The organism is Paenibacillus sp. FSL F4-0125 (genome assembly GCF_038008565.1).
In the GTDB taxonomy this organism is placed as follows: Bacteria; Bacillota; Bacilli; order Paenibacillales; family Paenibacillaceae; genus Paenibacillus_AQ.
On record NZ_JBBOZJ010000001.1, the window covers coordinates 2,456,010 to 2,470,480 of the forward strand.

At 40.9% G+C, this 14,471-nt stretch carries 16 protein-coding genes; 13 read left to right on the forward strand and 3 right to left on the reverse strand.

Annotated elements, in window-relative coordinates:
• The first annotated feature begins 2 nt into the window (after window positions 1-2).
• The 9 genes from NST74_RS10505 to NST74_RS10545 all read left to right on the forward strand — a co-directional run bounded on the left by NST74_RS10505 (window position 3) and on the right by NST74_RS10545 (window position 8,903).
• Window positions 3-767 (forward strand): pseudouridine synthase, encoded by a 765-nt coding sequence (locus NST74_RS10505; RefSeq protein ID WP_341111904.1) that lies wholly within the window; start codon window positions 3-5, stop codon window positions 765-767.
• Window positions 768-798: 31 nt separating this feature from the next.
• A complete protein-coding gene (locus NST74_RS10510; RefSeq protein WP_341111905.1) occupies window positions 799-1,599 on the forward strand; it encodes a Cof-type HAD-IIB family hydrolase in 801 nt (266 codons plus the stop codon).
• A gap of 264 nt (window positions 1,600-1,863) precedes the next feature.
• Complete coding sequence (locus tag NST74_RS10515; protein ID WP_341111906.1) at window positions 1,864-2,337, forward strand: hypothetical protein; 474 nt, start codon at window positions 1,864-1,866, stop codon at window positions 2,335-2,337.
• Between the two features lie 119 nt (window positions 2,338-2,456).
• Window positions 2,457-3,674 carry a copper amine oxidase N-terminal domain-containing protein gene (locus tag NST74_RS10520; protein ID WP_341111907.1) on the forward strand — a complete coding sequence of 406 codons (1,218 nt, stop codon included), beginning with the start codon at window positions 2,457-2,459 and terminating at the stop codon, window positions 3,672-3,674.
• A 238-nt stretch (window positions 3,675-3,912) separates the two neighbouring features.
• A complete protein-coding gene (locus NST74_RS10525) occupies window positions 3,913-4,761 on the forward strand; it encodes a DUF6612 family protein (RefSeq protein WP_341111908.1) in 849 nt (282 codons plus the stop codon).
• A 297-nt stretch (window positions 4,762-5,058) separates the two neighbouring features.
• Window positions 5,059-6,231: a serine hydrolase domain-containing protein gene (locus NST74_RS10530; RefSeq protein WP_341111909.1), complete on the forward strand. Its 1,173-nt coding sequence runs from the start codon at window positions 5,059-5,061 to the stop codon at window positions 6,229-6,231.
• A 50-nt stretch (window positions 6,232-6,281) separates the two neighbouring features.
• On the forward strand, window positions 6,282-7,103 hold the full coding sequence (locus tag NST74_RS10535) for an ABC transporter permease (RefSeq protein ID WP_341111911.1): 822 nt from the start codon (window positions 6,282-6,284) through the stop codon (window positions 7,101-7,103).
• Complete coding sequence (locus NST74_RS10540; RefSeq protein ID WP_339290306.1) at window positions 7,100-7,882, forward strand: ABC transporter permease; 783 nt, start codon at window positions 7,100-7,102, stop codon at window positions 7,880-7,882. Before NST74_RS10535 ends, NST74_RS10540 begins: the two co-directional genes overlap by 4 nt.
• Window positions 7,883-7,904: 22 nt before the next feature.
• Entirely contained in the window at window positions 7,905-8,903 is a 999-nt protein-coding gene (locus NST74_RS10545) for an ABC transporter ATP-binding protein (RefSeq protein WP_341111912.1), read from the forward strand.
• Here NST74_RS10545 and NST74_RS10550 read toward each other — a convergent pair.
• On the reverse strand, window positions 8,894-9,463 hold the full coding sequence (locus NST74_RS10550) for a TetR/AcrR family transcriptional regulator (RefSeq protein WP_341111913.1): 570 nt from the start codon (window positions 9,461-9,463) through the stop codon (window positions 8,894-8,896). The genes NST74_RS10545 and NST74_RS10550 overlap by 10 nt on opposite strands.
• A 162-nt stretch (window positions 9,464-9,625) precedes the next feature.
• Between NST74_RS10550 and NST74_RS10555 the strand changes: the two genes are divergently transcribed.
• From NST74_RS10555 to NST74_RS10570, 4 genes are all read left to right on the forward strand, one after another.
• Entirely contained in the window at window positions 9,626-10,567 is a 942-nt protein-coding gene (locus NST74_RS10555) for a ketopantoate reductase family protein (RefSeq protein ID WP_341111914.1), read from the forward strand.
• Between the two features lie 131 nt (window positions 10,568-10,698).
• Window positions 10,699-11,340 (forward strand): histidine phosphatase family protein, encoded by a 642-nt coding sequence (locus NST74_RS10560; RefSeq protein WP_341111915.1) that lies wholly within the window; start codon window positions 10,699-10,701, stop codon window positions 11,338-11,340.
• 15 nt (window positions 11,341-11,355) lie between these two features.
• Complete coding sequence (locus NST74_RS10565) at window positions 11,356-12,102, forward strand: VOC family protein (protein WP_341111917.1); 747 nt, start codon at window positions 11,356-11,358, stop codon at window positions 12,100-12,102.
• Window positions 12,103-12,117: 15 nt separating this feature from the next.
• Window positions 12,118-12,708 carry a class I SAM-dependent methyltransferase gene (locus tag NST74_RS10570; protein ID WP_341111918.1) on the forward strand — a complete coding sequence of 197 codons (591 nt, stop codon included), beginning with the start codon at window positions 12,118-12,120 and terminating at the stop codon, window positions 12,706-12,708.
• A 69-nt stretch (window positions 12,709-12,777) separates the two neighbouring features.
• Here NST74_RS10570 and NST74_RS10575 read toward each other — a convergent pair whose 3' ends face one another.
• On the reverse strand, window positions 12,778-12,873 hold the full coding sequence (locus NST74_RS10575; RefSeq protein WP_197069771.1) for a sporulation protein YjcZ: 96 nt from the start codon (window positions 12,871-12,873) through the stop codon (window positions 12,778-12,780).
• A gap of 111 nt (window positions 12,874-12,984) precedes the next feature.
• Window positions 12,985-14,388: an RsmB/NOP family class I SAM-dependent RNA methyltransferase gene (locus tag NST74_RS10580; RefSeq protein ID WP_341111920.1), complete on the reverse strand. Its 1,404-nt coding sequence runs from the start codon at window positions 14,386-14,388 to the stop codon at window positions 12,985-12,987.
• Between the last annotated feature and the right edge of the window lie 83 nt (window positions 14,389-14,471).

Consider the following 14,471-nt stretch of genomic DNA (forward strand, 5'->3'; position numbering starts at 1 on the left):
CAATGAGCCAATCAGGTAAGCCCGCCAAAAAACAACGATTAGATAAAGTATTGTCCCATATTGGAGTGGGGTCGCGCAGTGATATCCGTAAACAAGCTAAACAAGGCTTAATATTGGTGAACGGGACAGTGGTAAAAGATAGTGGGTACCATGTGGATCCTTATGCCGATAAAATAGAGGTAGGGGGAGAGGTTGTTACCTACCGTGAATTCATATATCTTATGATGAACAAACCCCCGGGTGTCCTGTCAGCTACGGAGGACAAGCGGGATCGGACAGTTTTGGATCTTTTAAAGCATGAATATGCACAGTTTGAACCGTTTCCTGTAGGAAGGCTAGATAAGGATACTGTGGGACTGCTTCTGATCACTAATGATGGGAAGCTTGCCCATGAATTGCTGTCGCCACGTAAGCATGTCCCGAAAACGTACGAGGCAACCATCGAGGGCGATGTAGACGCGGATGATGTCGCGGCTTTTGCAGCAGGGGTGGAGCTGGAAGATGGCTACGTTACTTTACCTGCACACTTAACCATTCTTGGAAGAGAGCGCGGCAGCAAAGTGATTTCTCATATTTCACTTATCATCACTGAGGGGAAATTTCATCAGGTGAAGCGTATGTTTCAGGCGGTAGGCAAAAAAGTCACTTTTCTGAAACGTGTATCTATGGGAGAATTGAAGCTGGATGAAAGTCTGCCGCTTGGAGCTTGTCGGGAACTGACGTCAGAGGAACTGGCACTCTTAGGCGCAGAATCATCTAAAGAATAATATAGAAAAAGAAAGACAAGGATGGTGGAGTATGAGATACAAACTGATTGCACTAGATGTGGACGGTACGCTATTAAATGATGATCACCACTTAAGCTCTGAGAATAAAGAAGCTATTGCTGAGGTTACACGCCTTGGCGGTCAAATCGTATTGTGTACGGGACGCAGTCCGCAGAACTCGATTCCTTTCATGGAGGAAATGGGGCTGTCTGGTTACGTACTAGGTCACAACGGGGCCGCAACGGTACGTGTGAAAGATCGAGAAGTACTGCACCAATACGGTATGGATGCACGTGGTCTTGACCCCTATATTGACTATTGCCGTAAACACAATATTCATTATGATGTGAATACTGCTTTTGATATGTACGTTGATAATGTAGAGAACCTGACAAAAGAAGCTAATTATATGTATGAGCACTTTCGTATTGTGCCAGCAACACTGCCAGCCTGGGAAGATTTCCGTGAGCCGGTTGTTAAGTTTACCGTATTTACACAGCCAGAAATCCTTGACGAAGCTGAGCGTGAATGGCGTACTTGGACCCCTGAATACAACATTTTGCGGAGTGGTGAATTTTTCGTTGATTTGATGCATCCGGAATCCTCTAAAGGTAACGCTTTAAAAAATCTTGCTGTGAAGCTGGGAATACCGCAGGAAGAAGTTCTCTCCATCGGTAATTATTTTAATGACATTTCTATGCTTACTTACGCAGGGATGGGTGTGGCGATGGATAATTCTCCTGTAGAGGTAAAAGCGGCAGCGAATGCTGTAACGGGTTCGAACAACGAGCATGGTGTGCGTGATGCGCTCGTAAAATATTGTTTATCCTAAGATTTTTTGGATTTGTAAAATATGTTTAGGTGCAAAGCATAAAGCGGACTGGAGTCTGTTTTATGCTTTTTTCTGTTGTGAAGGTAATTCAATCTAGTACTCTTTGGTTTGCTAATTTCATATTCTCCTTTAATCTCTATACTTGTTTGATATAATAGATGTTAATTCCAATATTTGGTTGATATATCCTTAGGTGAATTGATGTATGTGTACCCAATTAATTTGCTACCTTTTACTTGTTATGTAATACGAAGGAGGGAAGAGATGAAGAGTGTTTTTTCTTATGTTTTATTAATATTGATTATTTTAATAAGTGGATGCAGCGGTAGTAATCAAGATAGGGTTTTATCGATGAATTATGATTTCGCTGAGCCGTTTAGATTTCCATTTGAAGTGAATGAAGTTCGTACGAAGATAGAACTTGATAATCCATATATACTCCAACAATATATCTTTCATTATAAAAACAAGCAGACCACACAGGAAATTAGGTTGATTCTAAGTAAGGTTATAAATGATCCAGAGAAAGTATCTGAACAAGGTAAACAACCTTATACACTAAAAAACGGAAAACAGGCTTATTACGATGAGGATGAGGCCAGTCAATCTATTTGGTGGGAGAGCAAAGATGGTTTCTTGGCCCGCTTTGTTTATTATATCAACGGAAATCTTGATCTGTTAGGTGATTACAAACTGGATGATTCCGATCTAGTAGACTTAGCTAATCAGGTTCAATAGTATTTATAGAAACACTTCCTTTCATAAAAAAGTCATCATTGAATGGGACGGAAATATAGAAGAAGTTGAATTAAACAGGTAGAACAAATTACGCCATTATTGAGAATAGGATGTGTTAAATGGTTAGAAAGTTTGCGGTTCTTTTACTGAGCTTTTGCTTGATAATGACTACACCGCTTGTTATAGGGACAGCGTCTGCTGACAAATCTATTCAGTTGTTTGTGAATAATGTAAAGGTTGCTGGCGTTCATCCGATCTTAAAGTCTGGTGTTATGTACGTGCCGTATCGCCAATTTTTCTCCGCCATGGGTTATAAGGTATCATTTGATCCCGATACTCGTAAAATCTCAGGGGTCATAAGAGGTGCTGAAATCGAATTCTGGGCTGGTGAGGCTATCATCTACTACGACGGAGTGACTTATTATTTGGATAAAGAGATTCCTGTCCTTAATGGACAAGTGTATATTCCTCTTCGTTTGGTTAGTAACTTAGCGAAATATTCGGTTAGTTATGATCAATCTAAGCTATCCGTGAGCTTGAAACCGTACGGAGAGGGTCAGGACGCTGCTATTCAAGAACTACTTACGAAATACTACGAAACGTTTAGTCCCCGTTTATTAACATCTGATAATCTTAAATTAGGTTATATGAATCTAGAATATGATTATGAAGCTAATCAACCAATCAGTGAAATCACAGTTAAAGACTTCAAAGTGACAATAGATCGGATTGAATACACTTCTGCTAGTGAAGCGAATCTTCAAGTAACTTACATTAAGAACACAGAAGAATTGAATCGAGAAGCTGTGTATCTTTTCGATATTCGATATGAACGAGGACAGTGGAAGATCGCGAATGATAGCTTGATTTTTAATCGTATGGAGCTTCCTGCAGATATTGATAAGAAAGCTGCGGCTATTATGGAGAATCATCAAACCGAGCAGGATGCCGTATTGGCAGATCTAAGAACCTATTACAATGCGTATAACTCCGAAAATCTTGATCTTACTACCCAATATACAGACCCCTCGATTATTAAAGAATGGAATGCTGTTGTGTTCAGTTCGGTGACATGGGAAAGTATGATGAAGGGGCACTTTGCCAATTCTGAATCGAGGTACTTGCTAACCGACGAACGAGTCGTTTACCTAGGAGAAAAGGAAGCTGTCGTCCAAGGGAAACTCGATTGGAGCGATGTTACATACAATGAAGGGGTAGACAATGATAAATACGAAGCTCTTATTTACTTGAAATATGTTAAGGGTCATTGGACTTATAATACTGACACCAGCCTAGACCAGTACTTTGATGAAAGAGAAAACAGCAATTTGAATTAAAATTAAACTGATACCTTTATTGTGAAGATAAATGGAAGATAAGTCGTTTACAGGTAAATATGACCATGCTAAAATTGGCAAAGGGACAAAAGCCTTTCTACAGAAGGAAATGATCGCTAAGCCGCCATAGGGATGTCTTATGGATAGTTCTGAAGGACGTGTAGTCTATTTCGAGCTGTTTTTATTATTCCGACCTATACGGTGTTACATTATCGCAAGGGGCTGAAAGGGGAAGTACATGAAGAGTTTTTTTAAAACAATAGGTACAGGGTTGGCAGCGGGTGCTTTATTGCTGTCCGGAACAATCGGATGGATGTCTAATCCTGAAGTTGTGTCTGCAGCTACGTCAGCAGCAGTCACTGCGGATCAAATGATCAGCAAAGTAACGGCAGCCTCCAAAGCACTAAAGAATTTTCACTTAGATGTGACCAAAAAACAGGATATTCAAAGCGGAGGGGTGCGTATTAGCAACACCAACACACTGAAGCTGGATATCAACCGTCTGCCGAATTTTGCCGCAGCAGGCACCGTCGATAGCAGTCTTTTAAAAACATCTTACAGCCTGTATGCCAATGACAAGGAGTATTACTATCTTGTAGACGGAAGTGAGCTTATCGATGAATCTGAAGACGAGGGTTACGACGATGACGGGGAGCCCATCGATCCCAATGCACAGTATTGGCTTGGACTGGAGAAGGTGGAGTGGGATGCTTTTTACTCGAAAGGTCAATATGATCCTGTTTCCATGCTTGATTCGGTCAAAAGTTATAAAAAATCGATGAAAGTCAACAATGTTGGCGCACAGACGGTCCTACAGTTCACGATAACTGATCCGACAGCAGCTAAGGGAATAATCGCACTCTATGACCAGGAGAATCTCTGGGATGGTGAGAGCGTTCAACCGAAAAGCGTAACTTGGAAATTGTTCGTCAATACTAAGACCTGGCAAACGGAAAAGCTGACAGTCGATCTGAGTTATGTGCTGACCAGTGACGGTGAAAAAGATACATACACCACGAAAATTGAAGCTAAATATTCAAAGAATAACAAAGGTACAGCCATTGTAAAGCCGGCCGAACTAGAATAATAAAGGCATTTCATATCGAGTAAAAAGCGCTGTTCAGTAGAGCAGCGCTTTTTGCTCGATTCTTGACAGTGGCTACCTGAAGTGAGATCAGTAAAAAATAGTTAAATACTTAATTGACCTTCCATTTATTAGGATTTTAGCGCATGCTATTTATGTAATTAATAAACTGAATTAATTTATAAGTACGTGAAATATCATGTTGTAACTATTACATTGACAAGGTATTATGAGTTAGGTGTATATTTACATTTATGAGAATTAATTTCGTTTTTATTTAATATTAGGGGAGTGTGAACAATGTTATCATCCACAGAGCTTAGTAAGCTGCACGAAGTGAATTACAGGGAGGACCGCTTAGAGGCACTTAATCATTTTTATGGGGATCTCTGTGATAAGAAAGTAGCTGATGGTTATATCTATTCTCTAAGTCGTTATGGAAAAATATTTGCTAATGGTGCCGGGGGACGTTTCAGTTACGAAGAAGATAGCACCCAAGAAATGAAAACGGATACAATTTTCCGTATTGCTTCAATTACAAAGCTGTTTACGGCGACGGCGATCTGGCAGCTTGCGGATAATGGTAAGATTTTTATGGGGCAGCCTGTTAGTTCTATTCTACCGGAGTTTGATGCGGATCCTTTTAAGCCGATTACAATTGCCCATTTACTGACTCATACCTCCGGCATTGCACCTGATCATGGCACTATAAGTGATACTTACTATAAAAGTGCTTGGTGGTATATTTATGAATCTGAGGTTGGAAAAGAAAACTGGATTCAAGCTGGACTTTCCTATGGGCTTCATTTTCCAGTAGGGACGCAATGGATGTATTCATCGTTCGGATATGTGATCTTGGGTGCAATTATCGAGAAAATAACGGGTGTTTTTGCAGAAGAATACATAATGGACAACATTGTAAAACCGTTAGGCATGAAAGATACCTTCTTTGTTATACCGCCAGAGAAAGCGAGTAGGATCGCCATTCGTTCGGAAGGGGCCAAGGAATATCTTCAGAAGCTGAAAAACGGGGAATTTACGGATGAGGAACAAAGGTCTGAAGAAGAAATCAAGCTTCCCGGAACTGGTGGGGGTTTATATTCAACAGTTACTGATATACAAAAGTTCGGAATCATGTTGCTTAACCAAGGGGAATACGAAGGTGGTCATATCTTAAGTCGTATGGCTGTTCAAAGAATGACCAAGCGGTTCAATACTGAGAAAATTCCAAACTACGCATGGGGAGATGGAGGATCGGATCGTCCATACGGACTTGGGCCGGACCTTCGATTTAATGTAAGTACTTCTTACTCTGAAGGCACTTATTTTCACGAAGGGGCAGGAGCATGTGCCTTGTTCATTGACCCTATAGAAAAGATGGTTGCCGCTTGGTATCTCCCTTGGCATAAAGGGGTATGGGATGGTAGAGGCGTTTTTGGCACACATAATGTGATCTGGTCCGGACTCGAATAAGAAGTTTGCTATTTTTTATGAAATATCTACAGATAGGCAGGATGTGACTTATGTTTGAGATGATAAAGCACCGCTTTCGCCTTATGAGAGCGGTTGCTTTTGTTACTTATAAGGAATGGAGTGCGTACAGGACGCATTCGATGGTTTCTATTTTTGTAGGTCCTGTGTATTTTTTGGTGCAGTATTATATATGGAGCGCTGTTTATAGTGGGGAATCTTCTATTAACGGAATGTCGCTTTCCCATATGCTCTCTTATTTTTGTGCAACGATGCTGATTAACTATTTGACCATGGATTTTGCCGATTGGAATTTACAAATGCTTATCCGCACGGGGAAGTTCATTACGTTCTCTTTAAGACCGATGAATCATATGTTCTATGCGTTGTCTCAGAAGGCGGGGCATAGGGTACTTGGACTTCTATTTGAATTTATACCCTGCTTTATGATTTTCTTTTTTATTTTTCATATTGATGTTTTGCCTGCAAATTTACTTTATGCAATTCTTTCGATAGCAATGGCTTTTATGATGAATTTTTTTATCCATTATAGTATTGGAATGGTCGCCTTTTGGATGGTACAGTCCTCTAGTATTCGTAACTTTTTTAGTCTTTGCGAGGGAATATTCTCAGGATCGCTGATTCCATTAGTCTTTTTTCCAAAATCCTTACAAATGGCGTCCTTTTTCTTACCGGTTCAGTATACGACCTTTCTTCCAGCAATGGTCTATACGGGTAGTTATACTTTAGCGGATATAACCTTACCCATTCCTCAAGTTTTGTTGCTGCAGCTTATAGCCGTTATGATTGCCGGAGTTATCTGCCGAGGGCTGTATGCGGTCTCGCTCAAGCATTTTACGGGGGTGGGCGCATGAAACGTATGTATCTGATCTATAAAACTTGTATGAAGGCGAATATTGCTTCTGCGATCACTTATCGTGTTAATTTTATACTCAATAGTCTGATTATGCTCATAGGGAACGTCTTGTTTCCCTTGGTCACGGTGTTTATTTACAATTCGAATGCTTCATTTGCAGGATGGACCTTTAAAGAGGCGCTGTTAATTCAATCTGTTTTTATTTTATCTACGGCTTGTGCCGGGATTTTTTTTAACGGTATTATGTGGAATACGATGTCCCATGTGGTGGAGGGAACGCTGGAAGTGGTATTAATTAAACCTACCTCGAGCTTATTTTTACTATTGGCTAGATCTTTTGAATTCGAAAGCATCGGGCTTTTAGGGGGTGGCCTAGTCATGTTCGTCTACGCACTTAGCGGAATTGAAGAGGTGACGTTCAGCTCCTGGTTGTTATTCCTGTTGTTGTTTGGAGCAGGGCTGCTGGTCATGTTTGGGGTGGCACTTATTGTGGCAGCGATTTCCTTCAAATGGGTGGCGAATTCCCGCTTGCCGGAGATGTTTGAGAGTATTAAGTCTTTTGGACGATATCCAGGAACGATTTTTCCAAAAGCAGTCGTAGCCGTGAGTTCTTTTCTGTTTCCGGTTTCGATGATTGCTTACTTTCCAGCCTCTACACTTATTGGACGATGGGAAGCCTATTTCTTTATAGCGATTATCCCGTGTGTGTTATTTGCTGCCTTCGGAATTTGGCTCTATACCTACATGCTTCGTAGTTACAAAAGTGCCGGGGGATGAATTTGTATGAAGGAGAATTACAGTGGACATTATTACCGTCAAGAACTTAACTAAGCAATATGAAACGTATCACCGTGGACAGGATGCAAAAAGTGTATTTAAAAGTCTGTTTCACCGTGAAAAATCGATTATTACCTCTGTAGAGGATCTTTCTTTCAATGTTGGAAAAGGAGAAATCATTGGCATTCTGGGTCCAAATGGTGCGGGGAAATCTACGACTATTAAAATGCTGACAGGCGTTCTCTACCCTACATCGGGAGAAATAAATGTTCTAGGATACAACCCTCATAAGCAGAAAAATCAATATGTTAAACAAATCGGGGTCTTATTTGGACAGAAATCGCAATTAATATGGGATATTCCCCCTTTGGATAGCTTTTATATGAACAAGGAAATTTATGATATTCCTACAAACGACTTTCGTACAAGACTAGATCGATTTGTTAACATGTTTGAGATCGGCGATATTATCACTAAGCCCACGCGCACCCTTTCACTGGGAGAACGAATGAAATGCGAGTTTATTATGGCGATGCTTCATTCACCGCCTGTAGTTTTTTTAGATGAGCCGACGATCGGGCTGGATGTTATAGCTAAACAAAGAATTAGAGAATTCATTAAACAAATGAATCGGGAAGGCACCACATTTATTCTAACGACACATGACTTGGAAGATGTGGAACGTTTGGTTCAAAGAGTACTTATTATTCATCAAGGTAAAAAAGTATATGACGATAAGTTCTCTGAACTTCGACTTCATCTGGGTGCGAAAAAGGTAGTCAGGCTTTCTGCTGCCACAACGATTGGTGAAATTGATCTGCCCGGGACTCTGCTATCGGAAAGAATATCGGATTACGAAGTGGAATTAATGATCGATACCGGGCAATGTAAAATGGGCGAGTTTCTGCATATTCTTAGCGAAAAGGTAGAGATCCTTGATATTTCCATTAAGGAGATTTCTATTGAAAAGATTATCAGCTCCATTTATGAGATGGATATGGGAGAACATATTCAAGCTTGAGAACGGATCATCTGTAGATTTAGATCGAGCATGGACCATAACTTTTCAGTGATCTCTTTTGCAGAACAAGGATTACTATGGGTAAACCACCATTCAATCACTCCGACAGTCGCCGAACTTAAGAATTGCACAGATATATCTTTACTCAGCTCATCTAGATTAAAATTGTTTACTAAAAATTGTACCTTGATCTGCTCATTTATCATTTCTTGTAATTGGTTTCTAAAGGAGACCAGAGCTTTGTTTCTTAATAAAGTTTTATAAAAGAGAGCATTCTCCTCCAATTGTTCCAGCGTGCGGAGCAATGACGTTTTAGAGGGATTGGGTTCGGTTACATCCTCCACTGCGGAGCAGCTTTCAATTAGTTGTTGGAGCTGAGCCTCCAGACATTTATCCATCAGATCGTATTTATCCGCATAATGGGAATAAACCGTTCCGCGGTTTACATCAGCACGCTCTGCGATTTCGTTGATCGTTATTTTTTCAAAATCTTTTTCAGCCATCAGTTGAATTAATGCATTCATGATGGCTGTTTGGTTTTTTTTAATTCTTCTATCCATGGTAATACTCCCTTTTATTAAACAATGTATTGGTTTCTGTTGAAAAATCAACAAAACCGATCAAACTAACGATTGAACCCTACCGGAGATGTGATAATCTAATTTTATCGAACAGTTGATCGAAATTCAACAAATGTCTAAAAAGGGATAGAGGAGTTAAACATGAGAGTATTAGTTTTTGGAGCGGGAGTTTTAGGCAGCTACCTTGCGCATGTTTTAGTGCGTGGGGGGAACGATGTCACAGTGCTTGCCAGAGGGAAACGTGCGGAGCAGTTGACGAAAGACGGACTTGTTCTTCGCCATTATTTTCAATACAAAAACACTGTAGATGCTGTGAAAGTCATCTCAGAGCTTCGATCGGATGATCGCTATGATCTTATTTTTGTTGTTATGAAATACAATGATTTTCCAGCTGTATTACCTATTCTAGCTAAGAATCAGAGTCAGAATATAATTCTTGTGGGGAATAACGGCGATGCCCATGGCATGCAAAAGGATCTTCAGGATATGAGCAGCATGAGAAAAAATATACTCTTCGGGTTTCAGCTTAGTGGAGGCATTCGTGAGGCGAGCGGTCAGGTCATCAGCATAAGGGCTGGAGGGCAAATGGTACTTGGCAGTCTAGACGGTGAGATTCCAATCAAGTCTGTACTGGAAAATGCCTTTAAAAATGTAAAGTATAAGCTAACTTATCATGAGGATATGGATGCTTGGCTTAAAAGTCATATCGTGCCTATAGTGGCTTTGAACTCTCTTAGTTATCTTCACGACGGGGATTTGAAAAAGGTGTCTAAGGATGAGAAGCTGTTAAAACAAGCCATCTCAGTAATGGACGAGGGATTTCAAATTATGGAGAAACTAGGATATACTATCACTCCAGCAGGTCAGGTTAACTTTGTTCGAAAACACAAACAGGGTGTGTATTATGGTCTGAAAATAATTCATAAATTACCGTTTATGAAATTAGTAGACGGTTCTTTCAGCGAAATAGCAGCTTTGTTTGATTCATTCGATAGTTTGAAGCAGCAAGCAAACATTGCGACACCCCATTGGGATCAACTTCAAAAACAAGCGATAACAAAGTTTAATGCAAACAGTTACTAGGTACAGATAAAAAGGCTTCCGATCAATCGGTAGCTTTTTTGCTGAATAGGATTATTCAACAAAAATGGAGGATTGAATGGATGTTTTATTGAAATGTGTATAACAATCTTTTTTTGGGAGGAATAAGATCGATGGCTATATATTTTATAAGGCATGGAATAGATGACGAAGGCTATCGAGGCGGTTGGAGTCAACGTGGACTTGTAGTAGAGGGTTATAGACAAGCCGAACGGCTTGGTCGTTATCTAAAGGAGAATCAATCTAGCTTTAACATCACTCGTATCCTTAGCAGTGATTTACAACGTGCGATAGATACAGCAAATGAGATATCCAAAGAGCTTAGGTTGCCAATTGAACGCAGTCAGTGTTGGAGAGAAACGAACAATGGTGTAATCGCTGGAATGCCCCATGAAATTGCAAATGAACGATATCCGGGTCTCTATTTCTCGGTTTTAAGAATGGATGAGAGGTTCCCAGGAGGAGAAAGTCCACAGGAGTTTTTTACGCGAATAAGGGAAAGTTTCTCGAAGCTTTGTAATGAAATAGAGAGTACTGATCCCACAGGAAATGTAATTGTCGTCACTCATGGTGGCGTGATTAATGTTATATACCATATATTAAAAGGACTAACGTGGACCAATAAAAGCACCCATTTTCCGACTTCATATACTAGTATTCATAAAATAGAATATCACGTAGCTAAGTGGGTAGTTACAACTGAAAATCTTACGGAACATATATCAAGTGATCAGGCTGCTGGTATGGCAAATTAATAAGGTGGTGCATGAGTGAAAATTGATCATCTAGTTGTAAATGTAGATCGTAATGTACACGAAGACCAAACGTTTGTTAAGGCAGTCCAAACGCTTGGTCTTCCATATGAGCCGAAGTGGGGAAAAGGTACAAAGGGGTTTAAAGTATCAAATATATGGATCGGAAATGAATATTTTGAATGGGTTCGAATTAAGAAAAAGGATGGCGGCGGTTGGCTGAAAAGTTGGACGGAGGATTATCTGGGAGGACATCGGGGTCTTATAGGCTTTGCGTTGGATGTAGAAGATATAGATGCTGTATATAAGGAACTTTCAAGTCGAAATATTGAAGCTTCAACACCAGAACCTTTGCGGTTTCGTTGGTTTTTTAATCTGTTAACTAGAACGATGCCATGGAAAAATTCATACATACCGAAATTTGAAGGAGTACCTTTTCAATTCTTTTTACAACAAATGAATGACGAGAAAAGCCTAGCTTTTATGCAGCAATATATGGTTCCAAACAGTAGAGATCAAAATATTCAGGGTATCTCACAAGTAAATATATATGGAGCATGGACTCAAAATGATAAAAAATTGCTTAAAGACATATTCACTGACGTTGTTGTTCAAGATGGAATGATTACTATTTCTTTAGGCTCCCAGAGGATCTGTTGTGTGGAGGCTGAGACTTACAAAGTTGAAGTACTGCTCGATTGCAGAAATGACAAGTACTCCAAAAAGGAACTAGAAATCGGCAATTTATTGATTCGAAATCGTTAATAGGAGATTAAAAATATGGGATTATTGAATACGCTGATCGATCAAGCCAAGAACCCGAGAGGATTCGTGGGGAATATTATGATCAAAATCATGAACCAGGCACATAACAGCATAACAGCGTGGGGGCTCTCAAAAATAGAAATGATGAACAATGCCCCTATTTTGGACATAGGTTGTGGTGGTGGTCAAACTATACATACGCTTGTAAAACAACATAAGCATCAGGAAATCTACGGCGTAGATTATTCCCAGCAAGCTGTGGAGACATCCATTAAAAAAAACAACAAGGCTGTTGCCGCAGGTAGGGTGAAGATCAGTCAGGGAGACGTATCGGCGCTACCGTTTAACGAAAGTTTTTTTGGGACGATCACGGCTATTCAGACGCATTATTTCTGGCCTGATCTTGAACATGATATAAGTGAAGTGTATAGGGTGCTGAAGGCAGGCGGAACGTTTGTCATTATTTCTGAGGTCTATAAAATTAATTATCACATGAAACAATACACAAAGAACGAAGAGATAGATCATTTATTTCGGAAAGCTGGCTTTCAAACGGTAAATATTCACGAGAACAGCAAATGGAAATGTTATGTTGGAAAGAAATAAAGCGGCCGCACCGCCCCAAAAGGACGACACAGCCGCTTTAATTTCACCGTCTATTTAGCCGGATTGGTATTAAACGAACAATGAACGGGAAATGATTACGAGCAAGATAAAGAGTACCAAGATCGCACCAGTTGAAGTGAAGGCTCCTCCATGAAATTCACCCATGATATATTCCTCCTTAACGTATGTCTTATTCCCATTGCTGCGGCGGATGTCGCAGCTTTCTGAGATAATGACATCATATGCCAAAGTGGACTGGATGAACTGGTCTATGGCCTATTGCTCGTCAATATGGGCTTTTAGGATGCGCAGTCCTTTTGGAAGATGATTCTTAAGTTGGCCAGCGCTTGCTTTGCCCCAACTTATCGGCAATCCATCTAAAGTTACTAGTGTCCATCCATGTAATTCCACCGGTACAGGTAAGCTTTCGCCCCGGAGCCAAGCGTGTATTTCCATCCCCCCGCTACTAAGATCAAAACTACGTGTTACATCTGTGTGCTGAATCGCCATCGCGAGGGCGTGAGCAGGTTCAATCCGATTTTTCTTTAAATGGGCAATATGTAGCCCGGCTCGCGGAATACGAAGACCATCCAGCAGCCCCGTATGGAGGTTGCCGCTAAAGGATTCAGGCAGTAGATAAAGAGATTCACCGAACAGCAGAGGGATGCCTTGATATAAGAAACCAGGCAGCTCAACCGCGGCCCAGTCTTGGAATAACTGATATGCATCGCGTACGGAAGAATTGATTTTTGGGTTGTTTTTGCTACGACGTTTATTAGTGCTGCGTTTGGCATCGTCATTAACGTCATTTTCGGTGACACTTTGCTTACGTAGGAGTGCAACAAAGTGGCCTTCGCCTTTTTCTAAATGTGGCCAAAGGCGCTTGTGGGTAAGTAGTTCCATATCGGGGTAGCGATCCGTCAATCGGGCAATGATCTCCTCATTCTCTTGGCGGTTAAAGGTGCAAGTAGAGTAGGCTAGAGTCCCCCCAGGTTTAAGCATAAGGTAGGCGTCTTGTAGAATGTCCCATTGTCTTGCCGCACACATAACTACATGGTCAGGAGACCACTCTGAAACAGCGTTTGGATCTTTTCGAAACATACCTTCTCCTGAGCAAGGGGCATCTAACATAATTCGGTCAAATGCTTGTGGGAAGCGAGAAGATAGCTGTTCTGGCGTTGCACAGGTTACGAGGGTGTTCTTTATGCCTAGACGTTCGACGTTCTCTGCCAAAATTTTTGCGCGTTCCGGATGAATTTCATTAGAGATTAAGAGGCCTTGTCCTTGCATTAATCCAGCGATATGCGTAGTTTTGCCCCCAGGGGCAGCAGCAAGGTCGAGGACGGTTTCGCCGGGTTTAGGTGCCAGCAGTTCGGCTGCGGACATTGCGGAAGGCTCCTGAATATAATATAGTCCGGCAGCATGGTAAGGGTGTCTGCCTGGTCGAGCGGGCTCTTCATAATAATAACCGTCTGGGCACCATGGGATAGGTTTCAGATCAAACTGTAAGACTGTGCGCTCTACTGCGACTTGACCTGAATCTGAGATGCTTTTCAATGGATTAAAGCGAAGTCCCTGCGTTCGTGGTGCTGAATAGCTTTCTAGAAAAGCATTTGCCTCTTGCCCCAGCATTTCTTGTATATATGCGGTGTAAGAGGCAGGCAGCTGTTCTTCCTTCATAGATCATTCTCCTTTTTCTTAGTTGCTGTTTCATGTTTATACCGATAAAATCAAGGTATGGGGAACGTAATCGTACCTGAAAT

Coding starts and splice junctions, on each gene's coding strand:
- NST74_RS10505 (WP_341111904.1), top strand. CDS start 3: ATGAGCCAATCAGGTAAGCCCGCCAAAAAACAACGATTAGATAAAGTA.
- NST74_RS10510 (WP_341111905.1), top strand. CDS start 799: ATGAGATACAAACTGATTGCACTAGATGTGGACGGTACGCTATTAAAT.
- NST74_RS10515 (WP_341111906.1), top strand. CDS start 1,864: ATGAAGAGTGTTTTTTCTTATGTTTTATTAATATTGATTATTTTAATA.
- NST74_RS10520 (WP_341111907.1), top strand. CDS start 2,457: ATGGTTAGAAAGTTTGCGGTTCTTTTACTGAGCTTTTGCTTGATAATG.
- NST74_RS10525 (WP_341111908.1), top strand. CDS start 3,913: ATGAAGAGTTTTTTTAAAACAATAGGTACAGGGTTGGCAGCGGGTGCT.
- NST74_RS10530 (WP_341111909.1), top strand. CDS start 5,059: ATGTTATCATCCACAGAGCTTAGTAAGCTGCACGAAGTGAATTACAGG.
- NST74_RS10535 (WP_341111911.1), top strand. CDS start 6,282: ATGTTTGAGATGATAAAGCACCGCTTTCGCCTTATGAGAGCGGTTGCT.
- NST74_RS10540 (WP_339290306.1), top strand. CDS start 7,100: ATGAAACGTATGTATCTGATCTATAAAACTTGTATGAAGGCGAATATT.
- NST74_RS10550 (WP_341111913.1), bottom strand. CDS start 9,463: ATGGATAGAAGAATTAAAAAAAACCAAACAGCCATCATGAATGCATTA.
- NST74_RS10555 (WP_341111914.1), top strand. CDS start 9,626: ATGAGAGTATTAGTTTTTGGAGCGGGAGTTTTAGGCAGCTACCTTGCG.
- NST74_RS10560 (WP_341111915.1), top strand. CDS start 10,699: ATGGCTATATATTTTATAAGGCATGGAATAGATGACGAAGGCTATCGA.
- NST74_RS10570 (WP_341111918.1), top strand. CDS start 12,118: ATGGGATTATTGAATACGCTGATCGATCAAGCCAAGAACCCGAGAGGA.
- NST74_RS10575 (WP_197069771.1), bottom strand. CDS start 12,873: ATGGGTGAATTTCATGGAGGAGCCTTCACTTCAACTGGTGCGATCTTG.
- NST74_RS10580 (WP_341111920.1), bottom strand. CDS start 14,388: ATGAAGGAAGAACAGCTGCCTGCCTCTTACACCGCATATATACAAGAA.